Source organism: Actinomadura sp. GTD37, from assembly GCF_041951365.1.
Taxonomy (GTDB): domain Bacteria; phylum Actinomycetota; class Actinomycetes; order Streptosporangiales; family Streptosporangiaceae; genus Spirillospora.
The window spans coordinates 2,309,175-2,330,606 of record NZ_JBGNUS010000001.1; the positions used below are offsets into that span (position 1 = coordinate 2,309,175).

At 74.6% G+C, this 21,432-nt stretch carries 20 protein-coding genes; 12 read left to right on the forward strand and 8 right to left on the reverse strand.

Annotated elements, in window-relative coordinates:
* The first annotated feature begins 684 nt into the window (after positions 1–684).
* The 3 genes from ACA511_RS11110 (at position 685) to ACA511_RS11120 (ending at position 3,358) form a co-directional block, all read left to right on the forward strand.
* Positions 685–2,685 carry a BTAD domain-containing putative transcriptional regulator gene (locus tag ACA511_RS11110; protein WP_375024032.1) on the forward strand — a complete coding sequence of 667 codons (2,001 nt, stop codon included), beginning with the start codon at positions 685–687 and terminating at the stop codon, positions 2,683–2,685.
* Positions 2,686–2,778: 93 nt separating this feature from the next.
* Complete coding sequence (locus tag ACA511_RS11115; RefSeq protein ID WP_371947736.1) at positions 2,779–3,033, forward strand: acyl carrier protein; 255 nt, start codon at positions 2,779–2,781, stop codon at positions 3,031–3,033.
* Positions 3,034–3,049: 16 nt separating this feature from the next.
* Positions 3,050–3,358, forward strand: a complete 309-nt coding sequence (locus tag ACA511_RS11120; protein ID WP_375024033.1) for an antibiotic biosynthesis monooxygenase family protein — start codon at positions 3,050–3,052, stop codon at positions 3,356–3,358.
* Here ACA511_RS11120 and rfbB read toward each other — a convergent pair.
* The gene (gene rfbB, locus ACA511_RS11125; RefSeq protein ID WP_375024034.1) at positions 3,342–4,379 is read right to left on the reverse strand and encodes a dTDP-glucose 4,6-dehydratase; all 1,038 of its coding nucleotides are present in this window, start codon (positions 4,377–4,379) and stop codon (positions 3,342–3,344) included. The genes ACA511_RS11120 and rfbB overlap by 17 nt on opposite strands.
* A 173-nt stretch (positions 4,380–4,552) precedes the next feature.
* Here rfbB and ACA511_RS11130 point away from each other — a divergent pair, with 173 nt between their 5' ends.
* From ACA511_RS11130 to ACA511_RS11140, 3 genes are all read left to right on the forward strand, one after another.
* Positions 4,553–5,992 (forward strand): multicopper oxidase family protein, encoded by a 1,440-nt coding sequence (locus ACA511_RS11130; RefSeq protein WP_375024035.1) that lies wholly within the window; start codon positions 4,553–4,555, stop codon positions 5,990–5,992.
* Between the two features lie 128 nt (positions 5,993–6,120).
* On the forward strand, positions 6,121–7,314 hold the full coding sequence (locus tag ACA511_RS11135) for an SDR family oxidoreductase (protein WP_375024036.1): 1,194 nt from the start codon (positions 6,121–6,123) through the stop codon (positions 7,312–7,314).
* Position 7,315: 1 nt separating this feature from the next.
* Entirely contained in the window at positions 7,316–7,702 is a 387-nt protein-coding gene (locus ACA511_RS11140) for an antibiotic biosynthesis monooxygenase family protein (RefSeq protein ID WP_375024037.1), read from the forward strand.
* Here ACA511_RS11140 and ACA511_RS11145 read toward each other — a convergent pair.
* Positions 7,699–8,598 carry an NAD-dependent epimerase/dehydratase family protein gene (locus tag ACA511_RS11145; protein ID WP_375024038.1) on the reverse strand — a complete coding sequence of 300 codons (900 nt, stop codon included), beginning with the start codon at positions 8,596–8,598 and terminating at the stop codon, positions 7,699–7,701. The two genes, ACA511_RS11140 and ACA511_RS11145, sit on opposite strands and share 4 nt — an antisense overlap.
* 118 nt (positions 8,599–8,716) lie before the next feature.
* Between ACA511_RS11145 and ACA511_RS11150 the strand changes: the two genes are divergently transcribed.
* On the forward strand, positions 8,717–9,775 hold the full coding sequence (locus tag ACA511_RS11150; RefSeq protein WP_375024039.1) for an NAD-dependent epimerase/dehydratase family protein: 1,059 nt from the start codon (positions 8,717–8,719) through the stop codon (positions 9,773–9,775).
* An 87-nt stretch (positions 9,776–9,862) separates the two neighbouring features.
* Here the strand turns inward: ACA511_RS11150 and ACA511_RS11155 are convergent, their stop codons facing one another.
* Complete coding sequence (locus ACA511_RS11155; RefSeq protein ID WP_375024040.1) at positions 9,863–10,609, reverse strand: class I SAM-dependent methyltransferase; 747 nt, start codon at positions 10,607–10,609, stop codon at positions 9,863–9,865.
* Between the two features lie 192 nt (positions 10,610–10,801).
* Here ACA511_RS11155 and ACA511_RS11160 point away from each other — a divergent pair, with 192 nt between their 5' ends.
* Entirely contained in the window at positions 10,802–11,320 is a 519-nt protein-coding gene (locus tag ACA511_RS11160) for a hypothetical protein (RefSeq protein ID WP_375024041.1), read from the forward strand.
* On the opposite strand, the gene ACA511_RS11165 is transcribed toward ACA511_RS11160, so the two are convergent.
* The gene (locus ACA511_RS11165; RefSeq protein WP_375024042.1) at positions 11,287–12,180 is read right to left on the reverse strand and encodes an SDR family NAD(P)-dependent oxidoreductase; all 894 of its coding nucleotides are present in this window, start codon (positions 12,178–12,180) and stop codon (positions 11,287–11,289) included. The genes ACA511_RS11160 and ACA511_RS11165 overlap by 34 nt on opposite strands.
* A gap of 117 nt (positions 12,181–12,297) precedes the next feature.
* The gene (locus ACA511_RS11170; RefSeq protein ID WP_375024043.1) at positions 12,298–13,527 is read right to left on the reverse strand and encodes a cytochrome P450; all 1,230 of its coding nucleotides are present in this window, start codon (positions 13,525–13,527) and stop codon (positions 12,298–12,300) included.
* A 177-nt stretch (positions 13,528–13,704) separates the two neighbouring features.
* On the opposite strand from ACA511_RS11170, the gene ACA511_RS11175 reads away from it, so the two are divergent.
* The 4 genes from ACA511_RS11175 to ACA511_RS11190 are packed head-to-tail and all read left to right on the forward strand — an operon-like array spanning position 13,705 to position 16,944.
* Positions 13,705–14,160, forward strand: coding sequence for a DUF1772 domain-containing protein (locus tag ACA511_RS11175; protein ID WP_375024045.1), 456 nt, complete (start codon positions 13,705–13,707; stop codon positions 14,158–14,160).
* A gap of 8 nt (positions 14,161–14,168) precedes the next feature.
* Entirely contained in the window at positions 14,169–14,906 is a 738-nt protein-coding gene (locus ACA511_RS11180) for an SDR family NAD(P)-dependent oxidoreductase (RefSeq protein WP_375024046.1), read from the forward strand.
* A gap of 38 nt (positions 14,907–14,944) precedes the next feature.
* On the forward strand, positions 14,945–15,856 hold the full coding sequence (locus tag ACA511_RS11185; RefSeq protein ID WP_375024047.1) for an NAD(P)-dependent oxidoreductase: 912 nt from the start codon (positions 14,945–14,947) through the stop codon (positions 15,854–15,856).
* Positions 15,853–16,944, forward strand: a complete 1,092-nt coding sequence (locus ACA511_RS11190) for a methyltransferase (protein WP_375024048.1) — start codon at positions 15,853–15,855, stop codon at positions 16,942–16,944. Before ACA511_RS11185 ends, ACA511_RS11190 begins: the two co-directional genes overlap by 4 nt.
* Here the strand turns inward: ACA511_RS11190 and ACA511_RS11195 are convergent.
* From ACA511_RS11195 to ACA511_RS11205, 3 genes are all read right to left on the reverse strand, one after another.
* Complete coding sequence (locus tag ACA511_RS11195; protein WP_375024049.1) at positions 16,931–18,103, reverse strand: nucleotide disphospho-sugar-binding domain-containing protein; 1,173 nt, start codon at positions 18,101–18,103, stop codon at positions 16,931–16,933. The genes ACA511_RS11190 and ACA511_RS11195 overlap by 14 nt on opposite strands.
* Before the next feature lie 63 nt (positions 18,104–18,166).
* Entirely contained in the window at positions 18,167–19,741 is a 1,575-nt protein-coding gene (locus tag ACA511_RS11200; RefSeq protein ID WP_375024050.1) for an FAD-dependent oxidoreductase, read from the reverse strand.
* On the reverse strand, positions 19,731–21,227 hold the full coding sequence (locus tag ACA511_RS11205; protein ID WP_375024051.1) for a sialidase family protein: 1,497 nt from the start codon (positions 21,225–21,227) through the stop codon (positions 19,731–19,733). Before ACA511_RS11205 ends, ACA511_RS11200 begins: the two co-directional genes overlap by 11 nt.
* Positions 21,228–21,432: the final 205 nt, after the last annotated feature.

The following is a 21,432-nucleotide window of genomic DNA, read 5'->3' on the forward strand; positions in this document are numbered from 1 at the left end:
GAGTCTGCTGGCGTGGCCTCCGTTGCCGGAGACCGGGCGGTCAGCGTAGATGCCGCGGATCCAATGCCGGTCGACCGGGCCGGCGACCGGCCGAAACCTGGGATTACAGGTAATCCTTCAATCCTTATTTATAGGCCCGTTACATGCTTGCAACTCGGGATTTCCAGGCATGCCGGATGACCATGGGAAATCGCGTTCTGCGGTCGGTCGTGTACACCTTGCGCGAGTCCGAAAAGACGCGGATTAGCTGTCGCCAGTTATCGGGGCCGAGATGGCCGGGGGACCGCCGGCGCGGCCTGGTGCGAGCGGTCTTCGAGTGGGCCCCGAGCAGGCGGGGTGCACTGTGAGGCGGTCTTCTTCGCGAAGGTCGAGGTTGCCGTATATCGGACCGTCCGGATCTCTTGGAGTGATCGTCCGATACGGCGAGAGGGTGCATCGCCCGGTTCCCCGGATGGCCGGGCAGAGAATTGTATAGAGGGTGATGTGGAACTTCAAGGGGCGCGTTCGGCGTGCGGTGACCGCGCCGCGAGCGGCCGTTGCCTGAGTGACCGATTCAGTCGAGAATTTCCCAGGTGATTAGTCGCGTGGGGCCGAGGTTCATCCAGATGTGATGTGACGACAGAACACGGGGAAGGGTGCATGTATTTCCGGATTCTGGGTCCGCTGTGGGTTGCAAATGGGGGGATGGAACTCACCCCCACCGCGCCGAAGGTACGGCAGGTGCTCGCCTTCCTGCTCGTGCGGTGCGGAAAGCTCGTGCAGGTCGGCGAGCTCATCGACGAGCTGTGGGGGGACGAGCCGCCGGCCAGCGCGATGACGACCCTTCAGACGTACATCTACAAACTCCGCAAGGACGTGTTGGAGCGTTGCACGTCGGCGACCCTCCATACGAGGGTCTCCGGGTACCTGCTGGACGTCTCGGCAGAACGCGGTGACCTCCTGCGGTTCGAACGACTGGCGCACGAGGGCCGCACGGCCCTCGACGAGGGCGACGCCGCCCGTGCCGCCGACCGGCTCTGCGAGGCGCTGGCGCTGTGGCGCGGGCCCGCGCTGGCCGACGTGTCGGCCGGCGAGATCCTGTCCGCGCATGTGACCCGGCTGGAGGAGGAGCGGCTGCGCACCCTGGAACTGCGCATCACCGCCGACCTGGAACTCGGCCGGCACCGGCAGCTGATCAGCGAGCTGAAGATGCTGGTGTCGGAGCATCCGCTCAACGAGCGCTTCCACTCCCACCTGATGACGGCGCTGCACCGGTCCGGCCGGCGCTACGAGGCCCTGGAGGTCTACCAGGGACTGCGCCGCATGCTGATCGACGAGCTCGGCATGGAGCCGTCCGCGGCCGTCCAGCAGCTCCACCTGAACCTGCTCAACTCCGACGCCGAGTCGCGCGACGAGGGTGCTCCCGCCCCGGTCGTGCGCGGCCGTTTCGAGACCCTCCTGGTGCCCGCGCAGCTCCCCCCGGACACATCTGACTTTGTGGGCAGGGAGGAGATCCTGCGGGACGTGCGCCGCCACCTGGTGCGTCCGCAGGGCGAGAACACGGCCGCGCGGGCGGTGTCGATCTCCGGCATGCCGGGGGTCGGGAAGACCGCCCTCGCGCTGCGGGCCGGGCACGCCGACCGCGCGGAGTTCCCCGACGGCCAGCTCTACGCCGACCTGAGGGGAGCGGCCGAGCGGCCGACCGACCCGCACGAGATCCTGGAGGGCTTCGCGCGGGCGATCGGGGTGCCGGCCGCGGAGATCCCGGACAACCTCCAGGAGCGCAGCAAGCTGTTCCGCACCTGGAGCATGGGACGGCGGGTGCTGGTCGTGCTGGACGACGCGCACTCGGTGTCGCAGGTCGCGCCGCTGCTCCCGGCGTCGCCGAACTGCGCCGTCATCATCACCACCCAGCGGGGCCTCTACAGCCTGCCGGGGGTGCGGCACGTCGAGCTGGACGTCATGTCGACCCGCAACGCGATGGCGCTGATCGAGGCGGTGAGCGGGCGCCGCTTCACCGCGGACGAGCTGGGCGCGGCCGAGCGCGTCGCCCGGCTGGCCGGGCGGCTCCCGCTCGCGGTGCGGGCGGTGGGGTCCCGGCTCGCGGCCATGCAGACGTGGCCGGTGGAGAAGCTGGCCGCGCAGCTGGAGAGCCTGCCGCGCCGGCTCGACCTGCTGTCGTTCGCCGAGCTGGACGTGCGGGCCCGGCTGGCGTCCGGGTACCGGCGGCTGGACGCCGGAGACCGCAGCGCGCTGCGCCTGATCAGCCTGCTGCCGCCGCCGGACTTCTCCGCCACCACCGCGGCCCGGCTGATCGGCAACGGCACCGAGGAGGTGGAGGCGCAGCTGATCCGGCTGGCGGGCTGCCACCTGCTGTCGGTGAGCATGGGCGCCGGCGGGGAGATCCGCTACCGGCTGCACGAGCTGGTGCGGGTGTTCGCCCGGGAGCGCCTCGACGAGGAGCTCCTGGAGCCCGCGCGGGACCGGCCGGAGGCGAGCACCGCGGCGGCCGCCGACCACGCCCGCGTGGTCCGCGAGGGGGTGCGCCCGGTGCGCGAGAACGGCCGCCCGGTGTGGGAGAGCGTCGGCGAGCGCGCGGACTGCGGGCACGAGCACCGCGACCCGCACGTGATCCGCGCGCCGGAGCCGCCGGCGCGGCGGGCGCGTCCCGTGAACGGCGTGGTGAAGGCGCTCGGCAATGGGTGACCGCCGGCCCGCGCCCGGGTTTCCATCCCGGGTCCAGCGGAGTTCAAGCCGCTGCCGCGACAGTGGGGCCACAACGGCACGAGAGGAGAGACGATGGCCCGGTTCACGGTGAACGACGTCCGGCGGATCCTGCGGGACTGCGCGGGCGAGCCCGACTCCATCAGCCTGGACTCGGAGATCGGGGCGGTGTCCTTCGACGAGATGGGCTACGACTCGCTGGCCCGCCTCGAGCTTGCGGCGCGGATCCAGCAGGAGTTCCTGGTGGCCATCCCCGACGAGCAGGTCGAGGAGCTCCGCACACCGGACGACGTGGTCGGCTATGTCACTCCGCGCATCGCCGCGGCGTGAGGGACGGTCCGGGGACGTGGTCGGGCGGGTGCGCGTGCTGGTGTACGCGAGCGCGCCCGGCGACGACCCCCGGGCCGTCGAGGACGCCTACCACACCGTCAGCCGCACCCTGGCGGGCACGCCGGGGCTGCTCGGCAACGCGCTGCTGCGGTCGGTCCACGAGCCGGGAGCCTTCGTCGTGATGAGCGAGTGGGCCGACCTGGACTCGTTCCGGGAGTGGGAGGAGGGCGCCGGGCACCGCGGCGCCACCGCCCCGCTCCGCCCCCTCCAGGACGGCCGGGGCCGCGGCCCGTTCGGGATCTACGAGGTCACCGCCGCCTACTGAGCGGCGTCCGGTCGTGCCCGCTCCACGACTCCTCCGCGATCCGGCGGTGCGCGAGCAGCGGCTCCCACCAGTCGCGGTTGCTGCGGTACCAGCGGATGGTCTCGCGGACGCCGCGCTCGAACGGGATCTCGGGCGCCCAGCCGAGCGTCCGCCGGATCCGGGAGGAGTCGAGCAGGTAGCGGCGGTCGTGCCCGGGCCGGTCGGACACCAGCGTCTTGAGCGTCCCGGGCAGGCCGAGCTCGTCGAGCACCAGGTCGGCCATCTCCTCGATGGTGGCCTCCTCGCCGCTGCCCACGTGGTAGGTCTCGCCGGGCTCGCCGCGGGCGAGGACGAGGTCGATCGCCCGGCAGTGGTCGGTCACCGAGATCCACTCGCGCTTGTTGCCGGTCGAGGCGTACATCGGCAGCGGCAGCCCCGCCAGCGCGTTCGTGACGAACAGCGGCAGGACCTTCTCCGGGAACTGGTACGGGCCGTAGTTGTTGGCGCAGTTCGAGATCGTCACCGGGAGGCCGAAGGTGTGCTGGTAGCAGCGCACCACGTGGTCGGCGCCCGCCTTGCTGGCGCTGTAGGGCGTGTGCGGCAGGTACGGGCTGGACTCGGTGAACGACTCGGGGGAGTCCAGCGCGAGATCGCCGTAGACCTCGCACGTGGACACCTGGTGGAACCGGCCCACCCCGGCCCGCCGGCACGCCTCCAGCAGCGACTGCGTCCCGAGGACGTTGGTGCGGAAGAAGCGCGCCGGCTCCAGTACGGCCAGGCTGTTGTGCGTCTCGGCGGCGAAGTTCACCACCGCGTCCACGTCGTTCGCGCGCAGGACCCTGGTCATCTCCTCCTCGTCGGCGATGTCGTGCTGGACGAACACGATCTCGGCGCGGACCTCGTCGAGGTTGCGCACGTTCCCGGCATAGGTCAGGGCGTCGATCGCGACGACCCTGTCCTCCGGATGGACCGAGCGCCAATAGCGCACGAAGTTGCCGCCGATGAACCCGGCGGCGCCCGTCACGGCGATGGTGCGTGCCATCTGTCTCCCCTTCGGATCGCTGTCTCCCGGAGCGTCGCCGCACGCTCGCAACGGCTGCTCGATTCCCGAGCGAGATGGCTCCCCCGGCGCTCCCCGGGCACGTCCCTCCAGCGCCCCTTGAGAACACCGCGCGACCGTGTCCCTGCCCGATCACCGATGAGGAGGGACGACCGATGCTGAGCAGACGCGGAGTCATCAGGCTGGGGGCGGTCGCCGCCGGCGCGGCGGTGGTGCCGGGGACGGCGGCGGCGCTCGGGCGGCGGGGCCGCGCGTGGGCGGACGTCACCACGCCCCCGCCGTTCTCGGTGCCGCTGAGCCTGCCCGAGGTGGCGGTCCCGGTGCGCCGGACGGCGACCACCGACTACTACGACATGACGATCCGGGACGGCGCCGCGGAGATCCTGCCCGGCGTCAGCACCCCGATCATGGGCTATGAGGGACGCTTCCCCGGCCCGACCATCCGCGCCGAGGCGGGCCGCCGGGTCGTCGTCCGGCAGACGAACGCCATGATGCACGAGACCGTGGTGCACCTGCACGGCGGCCTCGTCCCGCCCGGCCAGGACGGGCATCCCGCCGACGCCATCGCTCCCGGCGCGCAGCGGCGGTACGTCTACGACAACCGGCAGCCGTCGGCGACGCTGTGGTACCACGACCACAGCCACCACATGGAGGCCGAGATGGTCTTCCGCGGGCTGGCCGGGTTCTACCTCGTCGACGACCGCCGGGAGCGCCGCCTGGGCCTGCCGTCCGGCCGCTACGACGTGCCGCTCATGCTGCGCGACGCGCGCTTCGACGAGCAGGGCCGGCTCCTCTTCGAGATGGACGACTTCCGGTACCGCAACACCCTGCTCGTCAACGGCCGGCCGCAGCCGTACATGAGGGTGGACGGCCGCAAGTACCGGCTGCGGCTGCTCAACGGCTCCAACGAGCGGTACTTCACGCTGCGGCTCGGCGAGGGCGACGGCGACGCGATGACGGTCATCGCGTCCGACGGCGGCCTGCTGCCCGCCCCGGTCACCGCCACCGGCATCACGCTGTCGCCCGCGGAGCGCGTGGACGTGGTCGTGGACTTCTCCCGGTACCGTCCCGGCACCCAGGTCGTCCTGCACAACGCCGACGGGACGGACGAGGCGACCGCGAGCCTCATGCGGTTCGACGTCGGGCGCCGCGTCCCCGACCCCAGCCGCGTGCCGGAGCGGCTCGGCCGCGCCCACGACCTCGGCGAGGCCGTGGCCACGCGGGACATCGAGATGAAGCTCGACCTGTCCATCGGCCAGTTCGTCATCGACGGCAAGACGTTCGACATGGACCGCGTCGACAGGCAGATCAAGCGCGGGGAGACGGAGATCTGGCGCGTCCACAACCGCGACGTCCAGCCGTCGGTGCCGCACAACTTCCACGTGCACGGCACGCACTTCCAGGTCCTGGACCGCAACGGGCAGCCGGTCACCGGGCACGAGGCGGGCCGCAAGGACACCGTCGCCGTCCCGATCGGCGGCGACGTGCGGCTCAAGGTCCGCTTCGACCGGCACCTCGGCCGGTACCTGTACCACTGCCACCTCCTGGACCACTCGTCCATGGGAATGATGGCGCAGGCCGAGGTCATCGGATGAACGCGGTCACCGAGGCGAACCGGCTCATCGAGGTGCACGGGGTCACCACCGTCGCTCCAGAGGCGCTCTAGCCCCGCGCGAAACCGTTCAGTTCCCCGACCCGGCGACGTCCAGGAGGAATCCGCACCATGGCGGGACACACCGACAACTCGATCGTCATCAACGCGCCGATGGACCTGCTCTGGGACATGACCAACGACGTCGAGTCCTGGCCCCGGCTCTTCAGCGAGTACGGCTCCGCCGAGATCCTGGAGCGCGACGGCGACACCGTCCGCTTCCGGCTCGCGCTGCACCCCGACGAGAACGGCACGGTCTGGAGCTGGGTGTCCGAGCGCACGCCCGACCCGGCCACCCGGACCGTCGACGCCCACCGCGTGGAGACCGGCGTCTTCCAGTACATGAACCTGCACTGGGAGTACGAGCACGTCGAGGGCGGCGTGCGGATGCGCTGGACGCAGGACTTCGCGATGAAGCCGGACGCCCCGCTGGACGACGCCGGCATGACCGCGCGCCTCAACCACAACACCGCGCTTCAGATGGAGCGGATCAAGCGGATCGTCGAGGAGGCCGCGGAGCGCGCCGCCGGCGGCGTCCGCTTCGACCACACCGGCCGCCGCGTGCTGGTCACCGGCGGCACCCGCGGCATCGGCCGGGCGATCACGCTGGCGTTCGCCCGCGCCGGCGCGACCGTGCTGACCTGCCACCGGCAGGACGGCCCGGCCGTCGACAGCCTGGTCAAGGAGCTGGCCGAGACGCCCGGGGACCACAAGGTCGTCAAGGCCGACATCGGCGACGAGGCCGACATCGAGCGGCTGATCGGCGAGTGCCGCGCCCACCTCGGCTCGCTCGACGTGGTGGTCAACAACGCCGGCGCGATCAGCCACGTGCCGTTCGAGAAGCTCGGCGCGGACGAGTGGCGGCGCATCCTGGACGTCAACCTGACCGGCGCCTACCTGGTCTCCCAGAAGGCCCTGCCGCTGCTGACGCCCGGCGCCTCGATCATCAACGTCGGCTCGAAGGTGGCCACGGTCGGCATCCCGCTGCGCGCCCACTACACCGCGTCCAAGGCGGGCCTCACCGGCCTGACCCGGTCGCTGTGCAAGGAGCTCGGCCCGCGGGGCTACCGCGTCAACCTCGTGGCGCCCGGCCCGGTGCAGACCGAGGAGGACGTCCCGCCCGAGGTCCAGGAGCGGTACCAGCGGCTCACCGCGCTCGGCCGGCTGGGGCAGCCCGCCGACATCGCCGGCGCGGTGCTCTTCCTGGCGAGCGACCTCGGCGCGTGGATCACCGGGGAGACCCTCAACGTCGACGGAGGAATCTGACATGGGCGCGGCGGACACGGGCGCGACCTCCGGCATCTTCCGCGTCATGCTGAGGATGCACATCCACCCCGGCAAGGAGCGGGAGTTCGAGGAGACCTGGTACAAGGTCGGGCACGCGATCACCGAGGACCCCGCCAACCTGCGCCAGTGGCTGTCCCGCAGCGACGACGAGGACGGCGTGTACTACGTCGTCAGCGACTGGGTGAGCGAGCCGGGCTTCCGCGAGTTCGAGAAGAGCCCGCAGCATCTGGACCACCGCACCCGGCTGCACCCGTTCCGGGCGTCGGCGTCGATGGTCACCATGCACGTCGTCTACGAGATGACCGGCCGGGCCCTGCTCGGCGGGCCGCCGGCCTCCTCGTCGGCGCCGTCGGCCTCGTCGCGCTAGCGGACCGGTCCGGTGGGCGCCGTCGCCGCGGTGAGCGTGAGCCAGGTGCGGCGCAGCCCGTCCGGCAGCGGGGTCCGCGGCCGCCAGCCGAGGACCTCGCCCGCGCGCCGCACGTCGAACCACACGTCGCGGCGGTCGAACCCGCGGGCGGGCAGCCGCTCCACACGCGGCTCCCGCCCGATCGCCGCGGCGACGGACCGGGCCAGCTCGCCGAGGGACACGGGCACGCCGGAGCCGACGTTGAACACCTCCGGCGTGCCCGCCTCGGGCCGCCGGCGGACGAGGTGACGGGCGTGCAGGAACGCCTCGACGACGTCGTCCACGAACACGTAGTCGCGGCACGCCTCCGGCGGCCCGTAGAGCCGCAGCGGCTGCCCGGCCGCCGCGGCCTCCAGCCAGTGCCCGACGACGCCCTGCATGGTCCCGGTCCGCTGGCCGGGGCCGTAGGCGTTGGCGATCCGCACCACGATCGGGCGGACCGCGTCGCGCGCGTCGAACAGCGCCCGCTCCAGCTCCGCCTTGGCCCGGCCGTACGCGGAGGCCGGGCCGAGCGGGGCGGTCTCCCGGTACGGCGGGGCCGCGTGCGGCGCGTACACCGCGCCGGCGCTGCCGGCCAGGATCAGCGCCGGGCGGTCCCCGGCGCGGCGCAGCGCGGACAGCAGCCCGGTGAACGCGGCGTGGTCGGCGGCGACCCGCTCGGGGTGCCGCTCGGCGAGCGCCGGGTTGACGCTGCTGGCCAGGTAGAAGATCGTCCGGGCGGTGCGCAGGGCGGGCGCGGGGAGCCCGTCCGCCACCGCCGGGGTCGCGCGGGTGACGGGCGCCGTGGGAACGCCCGCCATCGTCAGCGCCTCGGTGAGCCGGGCGCCGATGAATCCGCCCGCTCCCACCACGGCCACCGGTTCCGGTTCCGTGTTCGCGTTCCTGTGAGCAACCACGTCCCGAACGGTTCCAGCGGCGGCTCGACGGCCGCTGTGAACCTGATCGAGGCGCCCGAACGAGGAAGAGGTACGTGTGATGCACGTTCTGGTCACCGGCGGAGCCGGGTTCATCGGATCGCGTGTGGCGGCGGCGCTGCTGGCCGCCGGCCACCGGGTGCGCGTCCTGGACGCCCTGCTGCCCGAGCTGCACTTCGCCGAGCCGCGGCTGCCCGACGGCGTGGAGTTCGTCCACGGCGACCTGCGCGACGAGGACGCCGTGCGGGAGGCGCTGCGCGGCGTTGACGCGGTCAGCCACCACGCCGCCATGGTGGGGCGCGGGCGGGAGATCCTGGACGCCCGCCGGTACGCCGACTGCAACGACCTCGGCACCGCGACGCTGCTCGTCGGGATGGTCGAGGCGGGCGTGGCGCGGCTCGCGTACGCCAGCTCCGTGGTGGTCTACGGGGAGGGCCGGTACCGCTGCCCCCGCCACGGCCTGGTGCGCCCCCGGCGCAGGACGGTGCCGGACCTGGACGCCGGGCGGTTCGAGCCGCGCTGCGCCGCGTGCGGGCACGAGCTGGCCGCCGAGGCGATCGAGGAGGACGACCCGCTCGCCCCCGCGTACAACATCTACGCGGTGACCAAGCTGGCGCAGGAGAACCTGGTGGCGGCGTGGGCGACCGACACGGGCGGCAGCGCCGCGGCGCTGCGCTACCACAGCGTCTACGGGTCCGGGATGCTCGGCAGCTCCTACACCGGCGTGGCGGGCACGTTCCACCACGCCGTGGTGCAGGGGCGCCCGCCCCGGGTGTTCGAGGACGGCCTGCCCCGCCGCGACTTCGTCCACGTGGACGACGTGGCGGAGGCCAACGTCGCCGCGCTCCAGCGGAGCGGCCCGGGGTTCCGCGCCTACAACGTCGGCAGCGGGACCCCGCACACCATCCTCGACGTCGCGAGTTCGCTGGCCGTCGCGGCCGGCGGGCCGCCGCCCGTCGTGACCGGCGAGTACCGGGTGGCGGACGTGCGGCACGTGTTCGCCTCACCCGCCCGGATCATGGACGAGCTGGGCTGGCGGCCCCGCGTCGGGCTGGCGGCCGGGTTGCGCGAGTTCGCCGCCGACCGGGTGCGCGGCGGGGTGGCCCCGGCGGGAACCTGAACCGGGCCGCGTTGACCTGCGGCGTGTTGTTGTTATGAACCGCGCCATAACAACAACACGCCGCAGGTCAACGCACCCGGTGAACCGCTAGCGCTCGGCGCGGCGGCAGACGAAGGCCACGAAGAAGCGGGTCGTGTAGACCTCCACGACCTCGTCGAAGACCTCGTGCAGGAGGGGCTCCACCGCGGCGGCGCGCAGCAGCTGCGTCCGGTACGACGCCCAGCGGACGCGGCCGCCCGTCGCGCGCATCACGGCCGCGTTGGCGAAGAACAGCGCGGAGCGGCCGAGGTGCCGGCCCGCCCCGTAGCGGCCGCGCTGGTAGTCGTGGTAGTTGTCGATCGTCCACAGGTTGCCGACGAAGGTGCCGCCGGGCTCCACGAACGTCTTCAGCCGTTCCAGGACCTTCCGCACCTGCCCCATGTGGTGGATCGCGTCCACGCAGAGGACGAGCGGCGCGGGCTCGATGTCGTCGAGCTTCCAGAAGTCGCCCTGGCGCAGCGTGAGCCCGGGGTGGTCGACCCGGTCGCCGGTGATCTTGAGCGCCTGCTCGGAGATGTCGTTCGCGAGGATCTCCTTCGCCGAGGTGAGGCCGGCGGCCATCGCGGTGAACTCGCCGGTGCCGCAGGCGAACTCCAGCACCCGGTCGGCGTCCCGGCCGTGCCCCTCGATGTACTCGGCGATCTTCTTCTTCTGCGCCCGGAAGTCGTCGCCCAGCACGGGGCGGCTCTCCACCTCCTCGCGGTCCCAGAACCGCCTGGCCCAGTAGTCCCGCCCCTCGGGGGCGTGGTCGCCGATGAGCCTGTGACCGGCGCTGACGAAAGTCTCAGCTAGCATGAACGGCCCTTTCGTAGACGGCGTCGTCACCTCGCCCACGTCCCGCATGCCGCGTGTCGAGGCCCAGGCCGAAGCCTTCGGTATGCCGGTCGAGGTGCCCTAGAAGCCCGGTGGACCGGACGTCGAGCGGACGTCGATCCGCGGGTGCGAGCCTCCTGCGCGGAAACCGTCCGCGACGAGAGGAGCCGCCCCGTGGGCGAAGGAATGGGACGCCGTGAACTGATCGGGAAGGGCGGGCGGCTGGTGCCCGCGGCGGGCGCGGCGGCACTGCTGACCGCGGCGCTCGCGCCGGACCCGGCGTCGGCCGACACCGGGGCGCGGGTCCGGATCCCGCTGCCGGGCACGTGGGCGGTCACCGTGACCATCACCGACCTGCCCGACTTCCCGCCCGAGCCGGGCCTGTTCGCGTTCGGCGGGGACGGCCTGCTCACCGGCACCGGCGGCGCGTCGAAGATCGTCGGTTTCGGCACCTGGACGGCCACCGGCGCCGCCGCGTTCGCGGTGGACTACCGGCACTTCGTCATCTCCGACGACGGCAAGGTGACCGGCACGGTGCGCGTCAAGCAGACCGGCACGCTGCTGTCGCCGGACAAGCTGACGATGACCGGCGAGGCGGCGCAGGTCGACAACGACGGGAACGTGATCGTCACGCTCCACGCGTCGTCCAAGGGCGAGCGCTACGGCTTCGGCCCGGCCGACCTGGGCTGCTGAGCGTCCGACGAAGCACGGTCCGACGAAGCACGGTCGGACGAAGCACTGTCAGATGGAGTACCGGGGCCGCCGGCCAGCCGGCGGCCCCACCGCTTGTAGTAGCGGGCCCGCACGAGCCGCCGCGGCAGTACCCGCGACATGGCGACCCGCCACCGGTAGTCCAGCCCGGGGACGCAGACCGGGCGCCCGGCGGCCACGGCGTCCAGCGCGTCGCGCGCCACGTCGTCCACGTCGAGCAGCCTGCCGAGGCGCCCCGACTCGCGGTGCCCGGCGGAGCGGTGCAGCCGCGTCCCGCCGGTCGACCCGGGGCACAGCGCGGTGACGTGCACGCCGTTCCAGCAGACCTCGCCGTGCAGGCTCTCGCTGAACGACGTCGCGAACGCCTTGGCGGCCGCGTACGGGGCGCCGCCGGGCGCGGGCAGGAAGCCCATCACCGACGAGACGTTGACGACGCCGCCGTGGCCGCGTTCGAGCATCCCGGGCAGCGCGGCCCGGGTCAGCCGGACCAGCGCGCCGGTGTTGAGGGCCAGGCCGTGCGCCAGCTCGGCGGGCTCCCGGCGGGCGAGCGGGCCGATGCCGCCCAGCACCCCGGCCCCGTTGACGAGCAGGTCGACCGGACGGCCCGGGTCGGCCAGCCGCGCGGCGACCCGCTCCAGGCCGGCCGGGTCGGCGAGGTCGGCGGGCAGCGGCTCCACGTCGGCCCCGTGGTCGCGCTCCAGCTCGGCGGCCAGCGCCGCCAGCCGCGTCCCGTCCCGCGCGACCAGGACCAGCGCGCACCCCTCGGCGGCCAGCCGGCGCGCGAACGCCGCGCCGATGCCGCCCGACGCGCCGGTCACCACCGCGCTCCGATACCGCGTCATCTCGGCTCCTCCATCGCCCGCGTCATCTGCGCTCCTCCGTCACGAGGTTCATCTCGGCTCCTCCGCCGCCCGCGTCATCTCGGCTCCTCCGTCGCCGGGGGGCATCTGCGCGCCCTCTCACCAGGCGACCGGCAGGGCCAGCGGGCCCCGGATCATGCCGCCGGTCCGCCACTCCGGCGGACGTCCGGGCTCGGCGTGCCGCAGCCCGGGGAACCGCTCCAGCAGGGTGCCCAGCGCGACCGCCAGTTCCGCCCGCGCCAGCGCGGCGCCCAGGCAGCGGTGCGCGCCGTGCCCGAACGCCAGGTGCGGGTTGGGGTCGCGGCGCAGGTCGAGCCGGTCGGCGTCGGCGAACACGGCGGTGTCCCGGTTGGCCGAGGTGATCGCCGGGAGGACGGCCTCGCCGGCCCGGATCCGCGTCCCGCCGAGGTCCAGGTCGCGGGTCGCGACGCGGATCGTCCCGCCGCTCGCGGAGACCGCCACGTAGCGCAGCAGCTCCTCGGCCGCCGCGGGCATCAGCCCCGGGTCGGCGCGCAGCGCGGCGAGCTGGCCGGGATGGTCGAGCAGCGTCTGCACCGACCCCGCGATCATGCCGGCCGCCGTCTGGTACCCGGCGACGAGGAGGGTGACGCCGAGCGCGACCAGCTCCTGCTCGGTGAGCCGCTCCTCGTCCTGCGCGGTCACCAGGGAGCTGAGGAGGTCGTCGCCGGGGTCGGCGCGGCGCGCCGCGACCAGGGAGCCGAAGTAGCCGCGCAGCCCCTCGGCCGCGCGCCGCACCGTGTCGGGGTCGGTGCCGGTGGTGCCCAGGTAGTCGTCCGCCCACGAGCGGAACCGGTCGTGGTCGGGCTCCGGGACGCCCAGCAGCATGCTGATCACCCTGATCGGCAGCGGGGCGGCGTACCCGGCCACCAGGTCGGCCGGGGGACCGGCGGCGGCCATGGCGTCCGCCAGCTCCGCCGCGATCGCGCCGATGCGCGGCCGGAACCGCCGCATCCGGTGCGCGGTGAACTCCCCGGCGATCAGCCGCCGCAGCCGGGTGTGCTCCGGCGGGTCCAGCGTGGTGATCGAGCCGGCCTCCAGCGCGATGCCGCGCACCCGCGGCGCGCCCTCGCGGGCGGCGGCGGCCCGGCTGAGCCGCTCGTCCGCGAGCAGCCGGTGGTTGTCGGCGTAGCGGCTGGCCAGCCAGGCGGGCCGCCCGTCGGGCAGCCGGACCCGCGCGACCGGCTCGTGCTCCCGCAGCCGCGCGTACTCCCGCGCCGGATCGGGGCCCGGCGGCACCCGCGGCGGGAAACGCAGTTCCTCCCGGCCGGTCGCCCCGGCGTCGGCGTCGGTCATGTCTGCGTCGGCCATGTCCGCTCCCTGGCTCGGCTGCTTCCGCGACGGGCATCGTCGGCCGCCCGGTTCGAGGGCCGCTCGACGCCGGACCGCCGACCGGCCTCAAGCACGGCTCAAGGAGGACGCCCGACGCTGGCCGTGTGCGGACGCCGCCGGCGTCCGCCGCAACCGAGCCGACCGGAGGGAGCACCCGTGCTGGACAACGCGCTCGGCGTCGTAGCGCTCTCGGGGAGCGGCATCACCGCGGGCGTGCTGCTCGCCGTGGCCGTCAGCGTCGTCCCCACGCTGCGGGCGGTGTCCCCGCCCCTCTACGTACGCATCCACCAGCTGCTCGGCCGCAACTGGGACCCCACCATGCCGCTGATCGTGCTGACCTCGGCGCTGACCAGCCTGGTGCTCGCGGTGATCGCCGACAGCGGGGCCGCACGGCTGCTGTTCCTCGCCGGGGCGGTGCTGCTCGTCGCGGTGTCGGGCGTGTCCCACCTGCTGAACGTCCCGCTGAACCGCCAGGTCAAGGGCCTGGACCCGGACGCGCCGCTGCCCGCGGACTGGCGGGACCCGCGCGCCGAGTGGCGGCGCTGGCACCTGCTGCGCACCGCCCTGGCGATCGCGGCGGTGCTGGTGAACGCGACCGCCGCGGTGATCTGAGGAGTGACATGGACATAGGACTGCGAGACAGGCGGGCCCTGGTGACCGGCGGCACCCGCGGGGTGGGCCGCGAGGTCGCCCTCGCGGTGGCGCGGGCGGGCGGCCGCGTCGTCGCCGGCTACCACCGGGACGAGACCGCGGCGAAGGAGCTGGCCGCCGAGCTGGACGCGATCGGCGGCGGGCACCGCGTCGTCCGCGCCGACGCGACCACCGAGGCGGGCGCCGAGCTGCTGGCCGCCCGCTGCCGCGAGGCGTTCGGCGGCCTCGACGTGCTCGTCAACAACCTGGGCGTGGACGCGTCCGCCGAGCTGGCGGAGCTGGACCGCGCCGAGTGGAGGCGGGTGCTCGACGCCAACCTCACCTCGATGTACCTGGTCACCCGCGCCGCGCTGGGGCTGCTGGACGACGGCGGGTCGATCGTCAACGTCGGCAGCTCGCTGGCGCAGCGCGGCGCCCCCGGACGGGCGCACTACGCCGCGTCCAAGGCGGGCGTGCTCGGGCTGACCAGCTCGCTGAGCAAGGAGCTCGGGCCGCGCGGCATCCGCGTCAACACGGTGCTGCCCGGCTTCGTCGACAAGCGGGACGGCGGCGGCCCGCCGGCCCAGATCCGGGAACGGCTCGCGGGGATGACCGCGCTCCGCCGGCTGGCCCGGCCCGAGGACGTCGCCGGCGTCGTGCTGTTCCTCGCGGGCGACCTGTCCAGGGCCGTGACCGGGGCGACGGTCCCGGCCGACTGCGGTGTCTGACCATGCCGGACTCTGACCATGCCGGACAAGGAGATCTCATGAGCGACGACGGCGGCGGACGGGCCCTGGGCTTCCTCGGCCTGGGCGTGATGGGCGCGGGCATGGCCACGCGCCTGGTCGAGGCGGGCTACGAGGTCCGCGTCTACAACCGGACGGCGGCCAAGGCCGCACCGGTGGTCGAGGCGGGGGCGCGGGCGGCTGAGACGGCCGCCGAGGCGGTGGACGGGGCCGGCGTCGTCGTCGTGAGCCTCGCCGACGAGCCCGCGGTCGAGAAGGTGCTCTTCGGCGACGCGGCGCCGCGGCTCGCCGAGGGCGCCCTCGTCGTCGACACCTCCACGGTCTCGCCGGACTTCGCCCGCGACGCCGCGCGCCGGCTCGCCGCCCTCGGCGTCCGCCGGGTCGAGGCGTGCGTCTTCGGCAACCCGATGCAGGCCCGGTCCGGGGAGCTGCGCGTGCTGACCGCCGGGGACCCGGCGGACGTGGACGCGGCGCGCGGCGTGCTGGACGCGGTCGGCAAGGACGTCCGGCACTTCGGGCCGCCCGGCTCGGCCGCCGTCATGAAGCTCGTCCTCAACATGCTCATCGGGACGGAGATCGCCGCCCTGGCCGAGGCCGCCGAGCTGGGCCGCGGCGCCGGGCTGGACCGCGACGCCGTCCTCGACTGCGTGGCCTCCAGCGGGGTCGCGTCCATGGTGATGGCGTTCCGCGCGGCGATCATGCGCGAGCGCCGGTACGAGCCCGCCGCCTTCCGCACCAGCCTGATGGCCAAGGACCTGCGGCACGCCGTCGACCTCGCCGCCGTCGCGGGCGGCGGGCTGCCGCTGGCCGAGCGGGCGCTGGAGATCGTGACGCGGGCCGTCGACCGCGGGGACGGCGACAAGGACCTGGCCGTGCTCGCCGAGCACGCGTCGCCGGGCACGCACACGACTCACGACAGGGGTGACGCATGACCGACACCACCACCGCGGTGCCGCCGCGGGACGAAGACGACCGCGCCGACCGCGCCGCCTTCGAGGCGCTGGCCGCGCTGCCGGCCCGGCACCGGCTGATGATCCTGACGATGGGCCGGGTCGTCGCGCCGGTCGTCTGGGCGCTCACCGAACTGGGCGTCCCGGACCGGCTCGCCGACGGCCCGCTCCCGGTCGGCGAGCTGGCCCGCAGCACCGGCACGCACGAGCCGACGCTGTCGCGGCTGCTGCGCGCGGCCGCGTCCTTCGGGGTGTTCGCGGAGGAGCCCGAGGGCCGGTTCCGGCTGACCCCGATGTCGGAGTTCCTGCGCGCCGACGCCCAGCAGAGCGTCCGGGACCTGGTGCTGATGAACGGCACCGAGCTGTTCTGGCGGCCCTACGAGGCGATCCTGCACTCCGCGCGCACCGGCCTGCCCGCGTTCGACCACGTCTTCGGGACGTCCCTGTTCGCCTACCTGGAGGACCGGCCGGAGCTGGCCGGCCTCTTCCACCGCGCGATGACCGCGGCCAGCCGCCGGGGCTCGGCCGCCGTCGCCGCGGTCATCGACCTGCCGCCGGGGTCCCGGGTGGCCGACGTCGGCGGCGGCCAGGGCTACCTGCTGGCCGAGGTGCTGCTCCGCCACCCGGGCTGCCGTGGGCTGCTGTTCGACCGCCCGGCGGCGGTCGAGGACGCCGGCCCCTTCCTGGCCGAACGGGGCGTCGCCGACCGCGCCGAGTGCGTCGCCGGCGACTTCTTCGCCGAGATCCCCGCCGGCTGCGACGCCTACCTGCTCAAGCACGTGCTGCACGACTGGGACGACGACGCCGTCGTCCGCATCCTGCGCAACGTGGCGCGGGCCGCCGGCGACGCCGGCCGCGTGCACGTGATCGAGATGGTCACCGGCGAGCTCAACACGCTGGACGTCGTGCGGCTGCTGGACATCGACATGCTCGTGTCCGCCGGCGGCCGGGAGCGCTCGGCCGGGGAGTACCGGCGGCTCGCCGCCGCGGCGGGCCTGCGCCTCACCGGGCGGCGCGCCGCCGCCGGAACGACCGTCCTGGAGTTCCGCGCCGACGTCAGCGCGGGCTGAGGACCTGCCCCCGCCGCCCCCGGTCGCCGAGCGCCTCCATCGCCGCGACGAGGGCGGCGGGCGCGGGGAGCCCGGCCACCTCGTCCCGGATCTCGCGTGCGGCCACCGCGTAGCCGGCGTCCTCCAGCAGGGCGCCGGCCTCCGCGCGGATGCGGTCGACCGTCGTCTCGGCCAGCGGCAGCGAGCGCCCCGCCCCGCTCGCGGCGACCTGCCGCGCGTTGACCGGCTCGTCGGCGAACGAGGGCACCACCAGCTGCGGCACCCCGAGTACCGCGGCGGTGATCGTGGTGCCGGCGCCGCCTTGGTGGACGATCGCGTCGCAGGCGGGCAGCGACAGGTTGAGCGGCACCGACTCCAGCACCGGCGTACCGGCCGGCAGCTCGCCGATCAGGTGCCGGTGGCCCGTGCCGATCGCGACGAGGATGTCGACGTCCAGGTCGCAGAGCGCCTCCACCGCGGACCGCACCGGGTCCAGGTGGCCGGTCTGCTTGACGAACGTCGTCCCCCACGTGACGCACACGCGCGGCTTCTCGCGCGGGCCGGCGGGCAGGTCCGGGACGATGCCGGAGCCGTTGAACGGCACGTACCGCATCATCGTGCGGTTGGGCGCCTCGGCCAGTTGCAGGCGCGGCGGGCACACGTCGAGGGTGACGGCGCCCAGGTGGTCGGCGTCCGGCACGCCGTGCCGCTCCAGCAGGGGGAGCAGCGCGGGCGACTCGACGTCCCACCGCTCGCAGGTGTAGTCGGTGCCCCACAGGTGGCGCACCAGCGGCAGCCCGAGGACCTCCGCCGCCACCAGCCCGGCGTAGCCGCGCGGCTCGTACACGACGACGTCCGGCCGCCAGCGACGCGCGAACGCGATGACGTCGTCGGCCATCGCCTCGGCGACCGCCGCGAACATCCGCATCCCGCGGGCGGCGCGCGCCTCCTCGCTGCTCCGCCAGCCCGGGTCGGTCTCGCCGTCCCGGTACCAGACCGCGCCGAGGTCGACGTCGACGCCGGCCTTCACCGCGGGCAGCCCGGTGCCGCGCACCGCCTGGAGGTAGGACGGCTGGGAGGCGACGGCGACCTCGTGGCCCGCGGCGCGCAGCGCCCAGGCCAGCGGGACCATCGGGAAGAAGTGGGAGGGGGCGGGAAAAGTGGTGAAGAGTACGCGCATGGCGGGTTCCTCGCTCTCGGCCGGAAGGGGCCCCACGGCGCGGCCCGCCGTGGGCGTGCGGGCTCAGGAGCCGACGTGGAAGAGGCCGGCGAGCGCGCCCGCGACCAGGTCCCCCGCGTCGGCGGTGGGACGATCCGGGCTGCGCCAGGCGACGAACCCGTCGGGCCGGACGAGCACGGCCCCGTTCGCGGGCATGCGGTGGCCGTCGTCCCACACGTCGCCGGGGTCGTGCAGGCCGTCGCCGAACCGGTGGACGTCCAGGGGGACGCCGAGCCGGTCCGCCGCCGTGCGCGCGCCCGTGGACCACCGGCCGCCGTCCGGCCCGGCGACGAGCACCGGGCGGTCGCGGTAGAGGTCGAGCGTGGAGATCGTCCGGCCGTCCCGCCGGATCCACGCGTGCGGGGCGCGGGTGCCGGGCTGCCCGGTCAGCTCCTCGGGCGGGAACGCCTCCGGGCCCGCGCCGCCGGCCCCGTACCGGTAGCCGAAGACGACCGCGTAGTAGGGGGCGGCGGGCTCGTCGGTGCCGAGCACGTTCCGCCCGGTCCGGTCCCGCATCTGCAGCAGGGCCTGGCGCATGGTGAAGGCGGCCACCGGCCTGCGCTCGGCCTCGTAGCCGTCCAGGATCGCGGCGCCGGCGTGCCCGTCCAGCACGGCGGCGAGCTTCCAGGCCAGGTTGTGGACGTCCTGGATGCCCGTGCCGGAGCCGAGCGCCCCCACCGGCGGCATCGCGTGCGCGGCGTCGCCCGCCAGGAACACCCGTCCGGCGCGGAACCGCTCGGCGACGACGGCGCCGATCCGGTAGCGCAGCAGCCGGGTGCCGTCCCGCAGCTGCGGGACGATGCGCGGCTCCAGGGCCGGGTCGCCCACCGCCTTGCGGATCATGTCGGCGGCCTCGGTCGCGTCCACCCGGGTGACCGGGACGCTGAACACCCACCGGTCGGCGCCGTCGTGCGGGACGATCACCGTGCCGGGCACCGGCCGGTCCACGTGGCACACCGCGATGCGGCGGTCGCGCACGTGCCGCGACAGGTCCGCCTCGAACGCCAGCGTCACGGTGTCGCCGAGCAGGCCGGGCCCCTCGCTCGGGATGCCCAGCCGCTCGCGCACCGGGCTGTCCGCGCCGTCCGCGCCGATCAGGTACCGGGCCGCGATGGTGCGCTCGGCGCCGGTGTCGCGGTCCGCGACGACCGCGCGCACGCCGTCCGCGTCCTGCTCGAAGGACGTCAGCTCCGTGCCGAAGCACAGCCGCGCGCCGAGCTCGGCGGCGCGCTTGCGCAGCAGCGCCTCCAGCCGGTCCTGGTCGACCGGGACCCACGGGCACGGGCTGAACTCGGCCGGGTCCTCGGCGGGCTCGCCGCCCAGCCTGCTGCGCTCCGGACCGGCGAGGGTCTCCGCCGTGATCATCAGCTCGCCGGTGTTGACGTTGCGCCGGTCGAGCACGTCCTCGGCGAGGCCCGCCTGCCGGAACAGCTCCTGGGTGCGCGGGTTGACGGTGCGGGCCCGGGGATGCACCAGGATCCCGCGGTGCCGCTCGACGACGGTGACGGGGACGCGGAGCCGGCGCAGGAACACCGCCGCGGACAGGCCCGTCAGCCCGCCCCCGACGACCAGCACGGGAACGGTCTCGTCAGCGGACATGGCACCGCCCGGCGCACTCGCGGACGTACACGTCCTGCGGATCGCCGGCCCGCTCGCCGCTCATCACGAACGCCGACACGAACCCGGTCCGCGTGTGCGCCAGCCCGGTGTAGGACCCGAGGTACGGGCCGCTGAACCAGCGGAACGCCTTGTCCAGGTCGAACGGCCCGGCGAGGCGCCGCTCCTGGAAGCCCTGGCCGCGGGCGCAGCCCGCCCCGTCGCAGGTCGCGATCCAGTGCGCGGTGGAGGCGCCCGCCGCGGCGGTGTCGTCGCGCAGGTCGTAGTAGGTGACGGCGAGGGCGCCGTCCGGGGCGGCGTCGACCTGCGGGGTGAACGCCTGCCCGGCGCCGCCGGGCGGCGAGTCGGGCGTCCCGTTCACCCGGCGCGGCGGCGTCCAGGTCCGCCCGCCGTCGGACGAGGAGGTCAGCGCGACCGCGCTGCGGCTCTCGCTGAGCCGCGCGTCGTTCCACACCAGGTACACGCGGCCCCTGGCGTCCACGGCCGCGTCCGGGACGAGCGAGGCGCCGACGATCGGCGTGGCCGTCCCCGGCAGGACCGGGACGCCCAGCTCGGTCGCCGCGATCGTCGCGGGCGCCGACCAGGTCGTGCCGCCGTCGGCGGACCGCATGACGCGCAGCAGCTCGGGCCCGTCCGCGGCGGCGCGCGCCGGCGCGCCGGCCGCGGCCGCCGCCCCGCCGGGCGCGAAGGGGCCCTCGTGGAACAGGTCGAGGAGGGTGCCGTCCGGCAGCACGACGATCTGGTTGCCGATCGTCCCGTCGCCGACGGGCGGGCGGTAGACGGAGCGGGCGGGCTCCCACGTCCGGCCGCCGTCGGTGGTGCGGCTGAACAGCAGGTCGTGCTGCTGGTCCGTCTTGCCGTGCCGGTTCCACACGAGGTACGCGCGGCGCGGGTGGCGGGGGTCGACGGTGAGGGCCGGCTTGTCGTGGAAGTACCCGGTCATCGGGTCGGCGGCGACCTCCACCGGCGCGCTCCAGCTGCGCCCGCCGTCGTCGGAGGTGAGGACGGCGACGCCGGTGGTCAGCGGGGCGACCCCGGCGACCATCGCGGTCGCGTAGAGCCGCCCGTCCGGCCCGAACGTCAGCCACGGGTTGGTGATCCGGCCGTACGGGCCGCCGGAGCAGATCGTCAGGGGCGGCGTCACCTGCCGCCAGGACCGGCCGCCGTCGGCGGTCACCGCGGTCGCCATGCCGCGCGCGCTGCCGTACGCCCACCGGTCCTGCTGCCAGCCGACGACGCGGCGGCGCGGGTCGGTTGGATCGATCGCCAGCGTCGGCTCGGCCTCGACGTCCAGCGTGTAGGTGTCGCCGGGGAACTCGTCCGCCGTGCACCCGGCGAAGGGGCTGGCCCCCGAGACCCGCGCGAGCGGCGCCGGGGCGGCCGCCGACGCCGGGGCGGCCACCGCGGGCGCGCCCAGCAGCGGGACCGCCAGGGCCGCGGCGAAGAGGGATCGGGATCTGTGTCGCATCATCGAAGACCTCGCGTCGTCGTGACCCGGCAGGGCTCTCGGGATCGTCGCCGTTCCCCGGCAGGGCTCTCGGGATCGTCGCCGTCCAGCGGCGGAAGGCCAGGCCGACGGTAGGGGCCCCGGCTGGAAGATCACTCGAAGCCGCCGGGGCGCCGCGCGCCGCGGGCCCGTGCCGATTCGAGCGCGCGACGACCCGCCGGTCCCA

Bases quoted from the DNA above. Each gene is read 5' to 3' on its own strand.
- ACA511_RS11155 (WP_375024040.1), bottom strand. From the start codon at position 10,609: ATGCTAGCTGAGACTTTCGTCAGCGCCGGTCACAGGCTCATCGGCGAC.
- ACA511_RS11115 (WP_371947736.1), top strand. From the start codon at position 2,779: ATGGCCCGGTTCACGGTGAACGACGTCCGGCGGATCCTGCGGGACTGC.
- ACA511_RS11135 (WP_375024036.1), top strand. From the start codon at position 6,121: ATGGCGGGACACACCGACAACTCGATCGTCATCAACGCGCCGATGGAC.
- ACA511_RS11185 (WP_375024047.1), top strand. From the start codon at position 14,945: ATGAGCGACGACGGCGGCGGACGGGCCCTGGGCTTCCTCGGCCTGGGC.
- ACA511_RS11140 (WP_375024037.1), top strand. From the start codon at position 7,316: ATGGGCGCGGCGGACACGGGCGCGACCTCCGGCATCTTCCGCGTCATG.
- rfbB (WP_375024034.1), bottom strand. From the start codon at position 4,379: ATGGCACGCACCATCGCCGTGACGGGCGCCGCCGGGTTCATCGGCGGC.
- ACA511_RS11180 (WP_375024046.1), top strand. From the start codon at position 14,169: ATGGACATAGGACTGCGAGACAGGCGGGCCCTGGTGACCGGCGGCACC.
- ACA511_RS11200 (WP_375024050.1), bottom strand. From the start codon at position 19,741: ATGTCCGCTGACGAGACCGTTCCCGTGCTGGTCGTCGGGGGCGGGCTG.
- ACA511_RS11195 (WP_375024049.1), bottom strand. From the start codon at position 18,103: ATGCGCGTACTCTTCACCACTTTTCCCGCCCCCTCCCACTTCTTCCCG.
- ACA511_RS11110 (WP_375024032.1), top strand. From the start codon at position 685: ATGGAACTCACCCCCACCGCGCCGAAGGTACGGCAGGTGCTCGCCTTC.
- ACA511_RS11205 (WP_375024051.1), bottom strand. From the start codon at position 21,227: ATGCGACACAGATCCCGATCCCTCTTCGCCGCGGCCCTGGCGGTCCCG.
- ACA511_RS11130 (WP_375024035.1), top strand. From the start codon at position 4,553: ATGCTGAGCAGACGCGGAGTCATCAGGCTGGGGGCGGTCGCCGCCGGC.
- ACA511_RS11170 (WP_375024043.1), bottom strand. From the start codon at position 13,527: ATGGCCGACGCAGACATGACCGACGCCGACGCCGGGGCGACCGGCCGG.
- ACA511_RS11165 (WP_375024042.1), bottom strand. From the start codon at position 12,180: ATGACGCGGTATCGGAGCGCGGTGGTGACCGGCGCGTCGGGCGGCATC.
- ACA511_RS11150 (WP_375024039.1), top strand. From the start codon at position 8,717: ATGCACGTTCTGGTCACCGGCGGAGCCGGGTTCATCGGATCGCGTGTG.
- ACA511_RS11190 (WP_375024048.1), top strand. From the start codon at position 15,853: ATGACCGACACCACCACCGCGGTGCCGCCGCGGGACGAAGACGACCGC.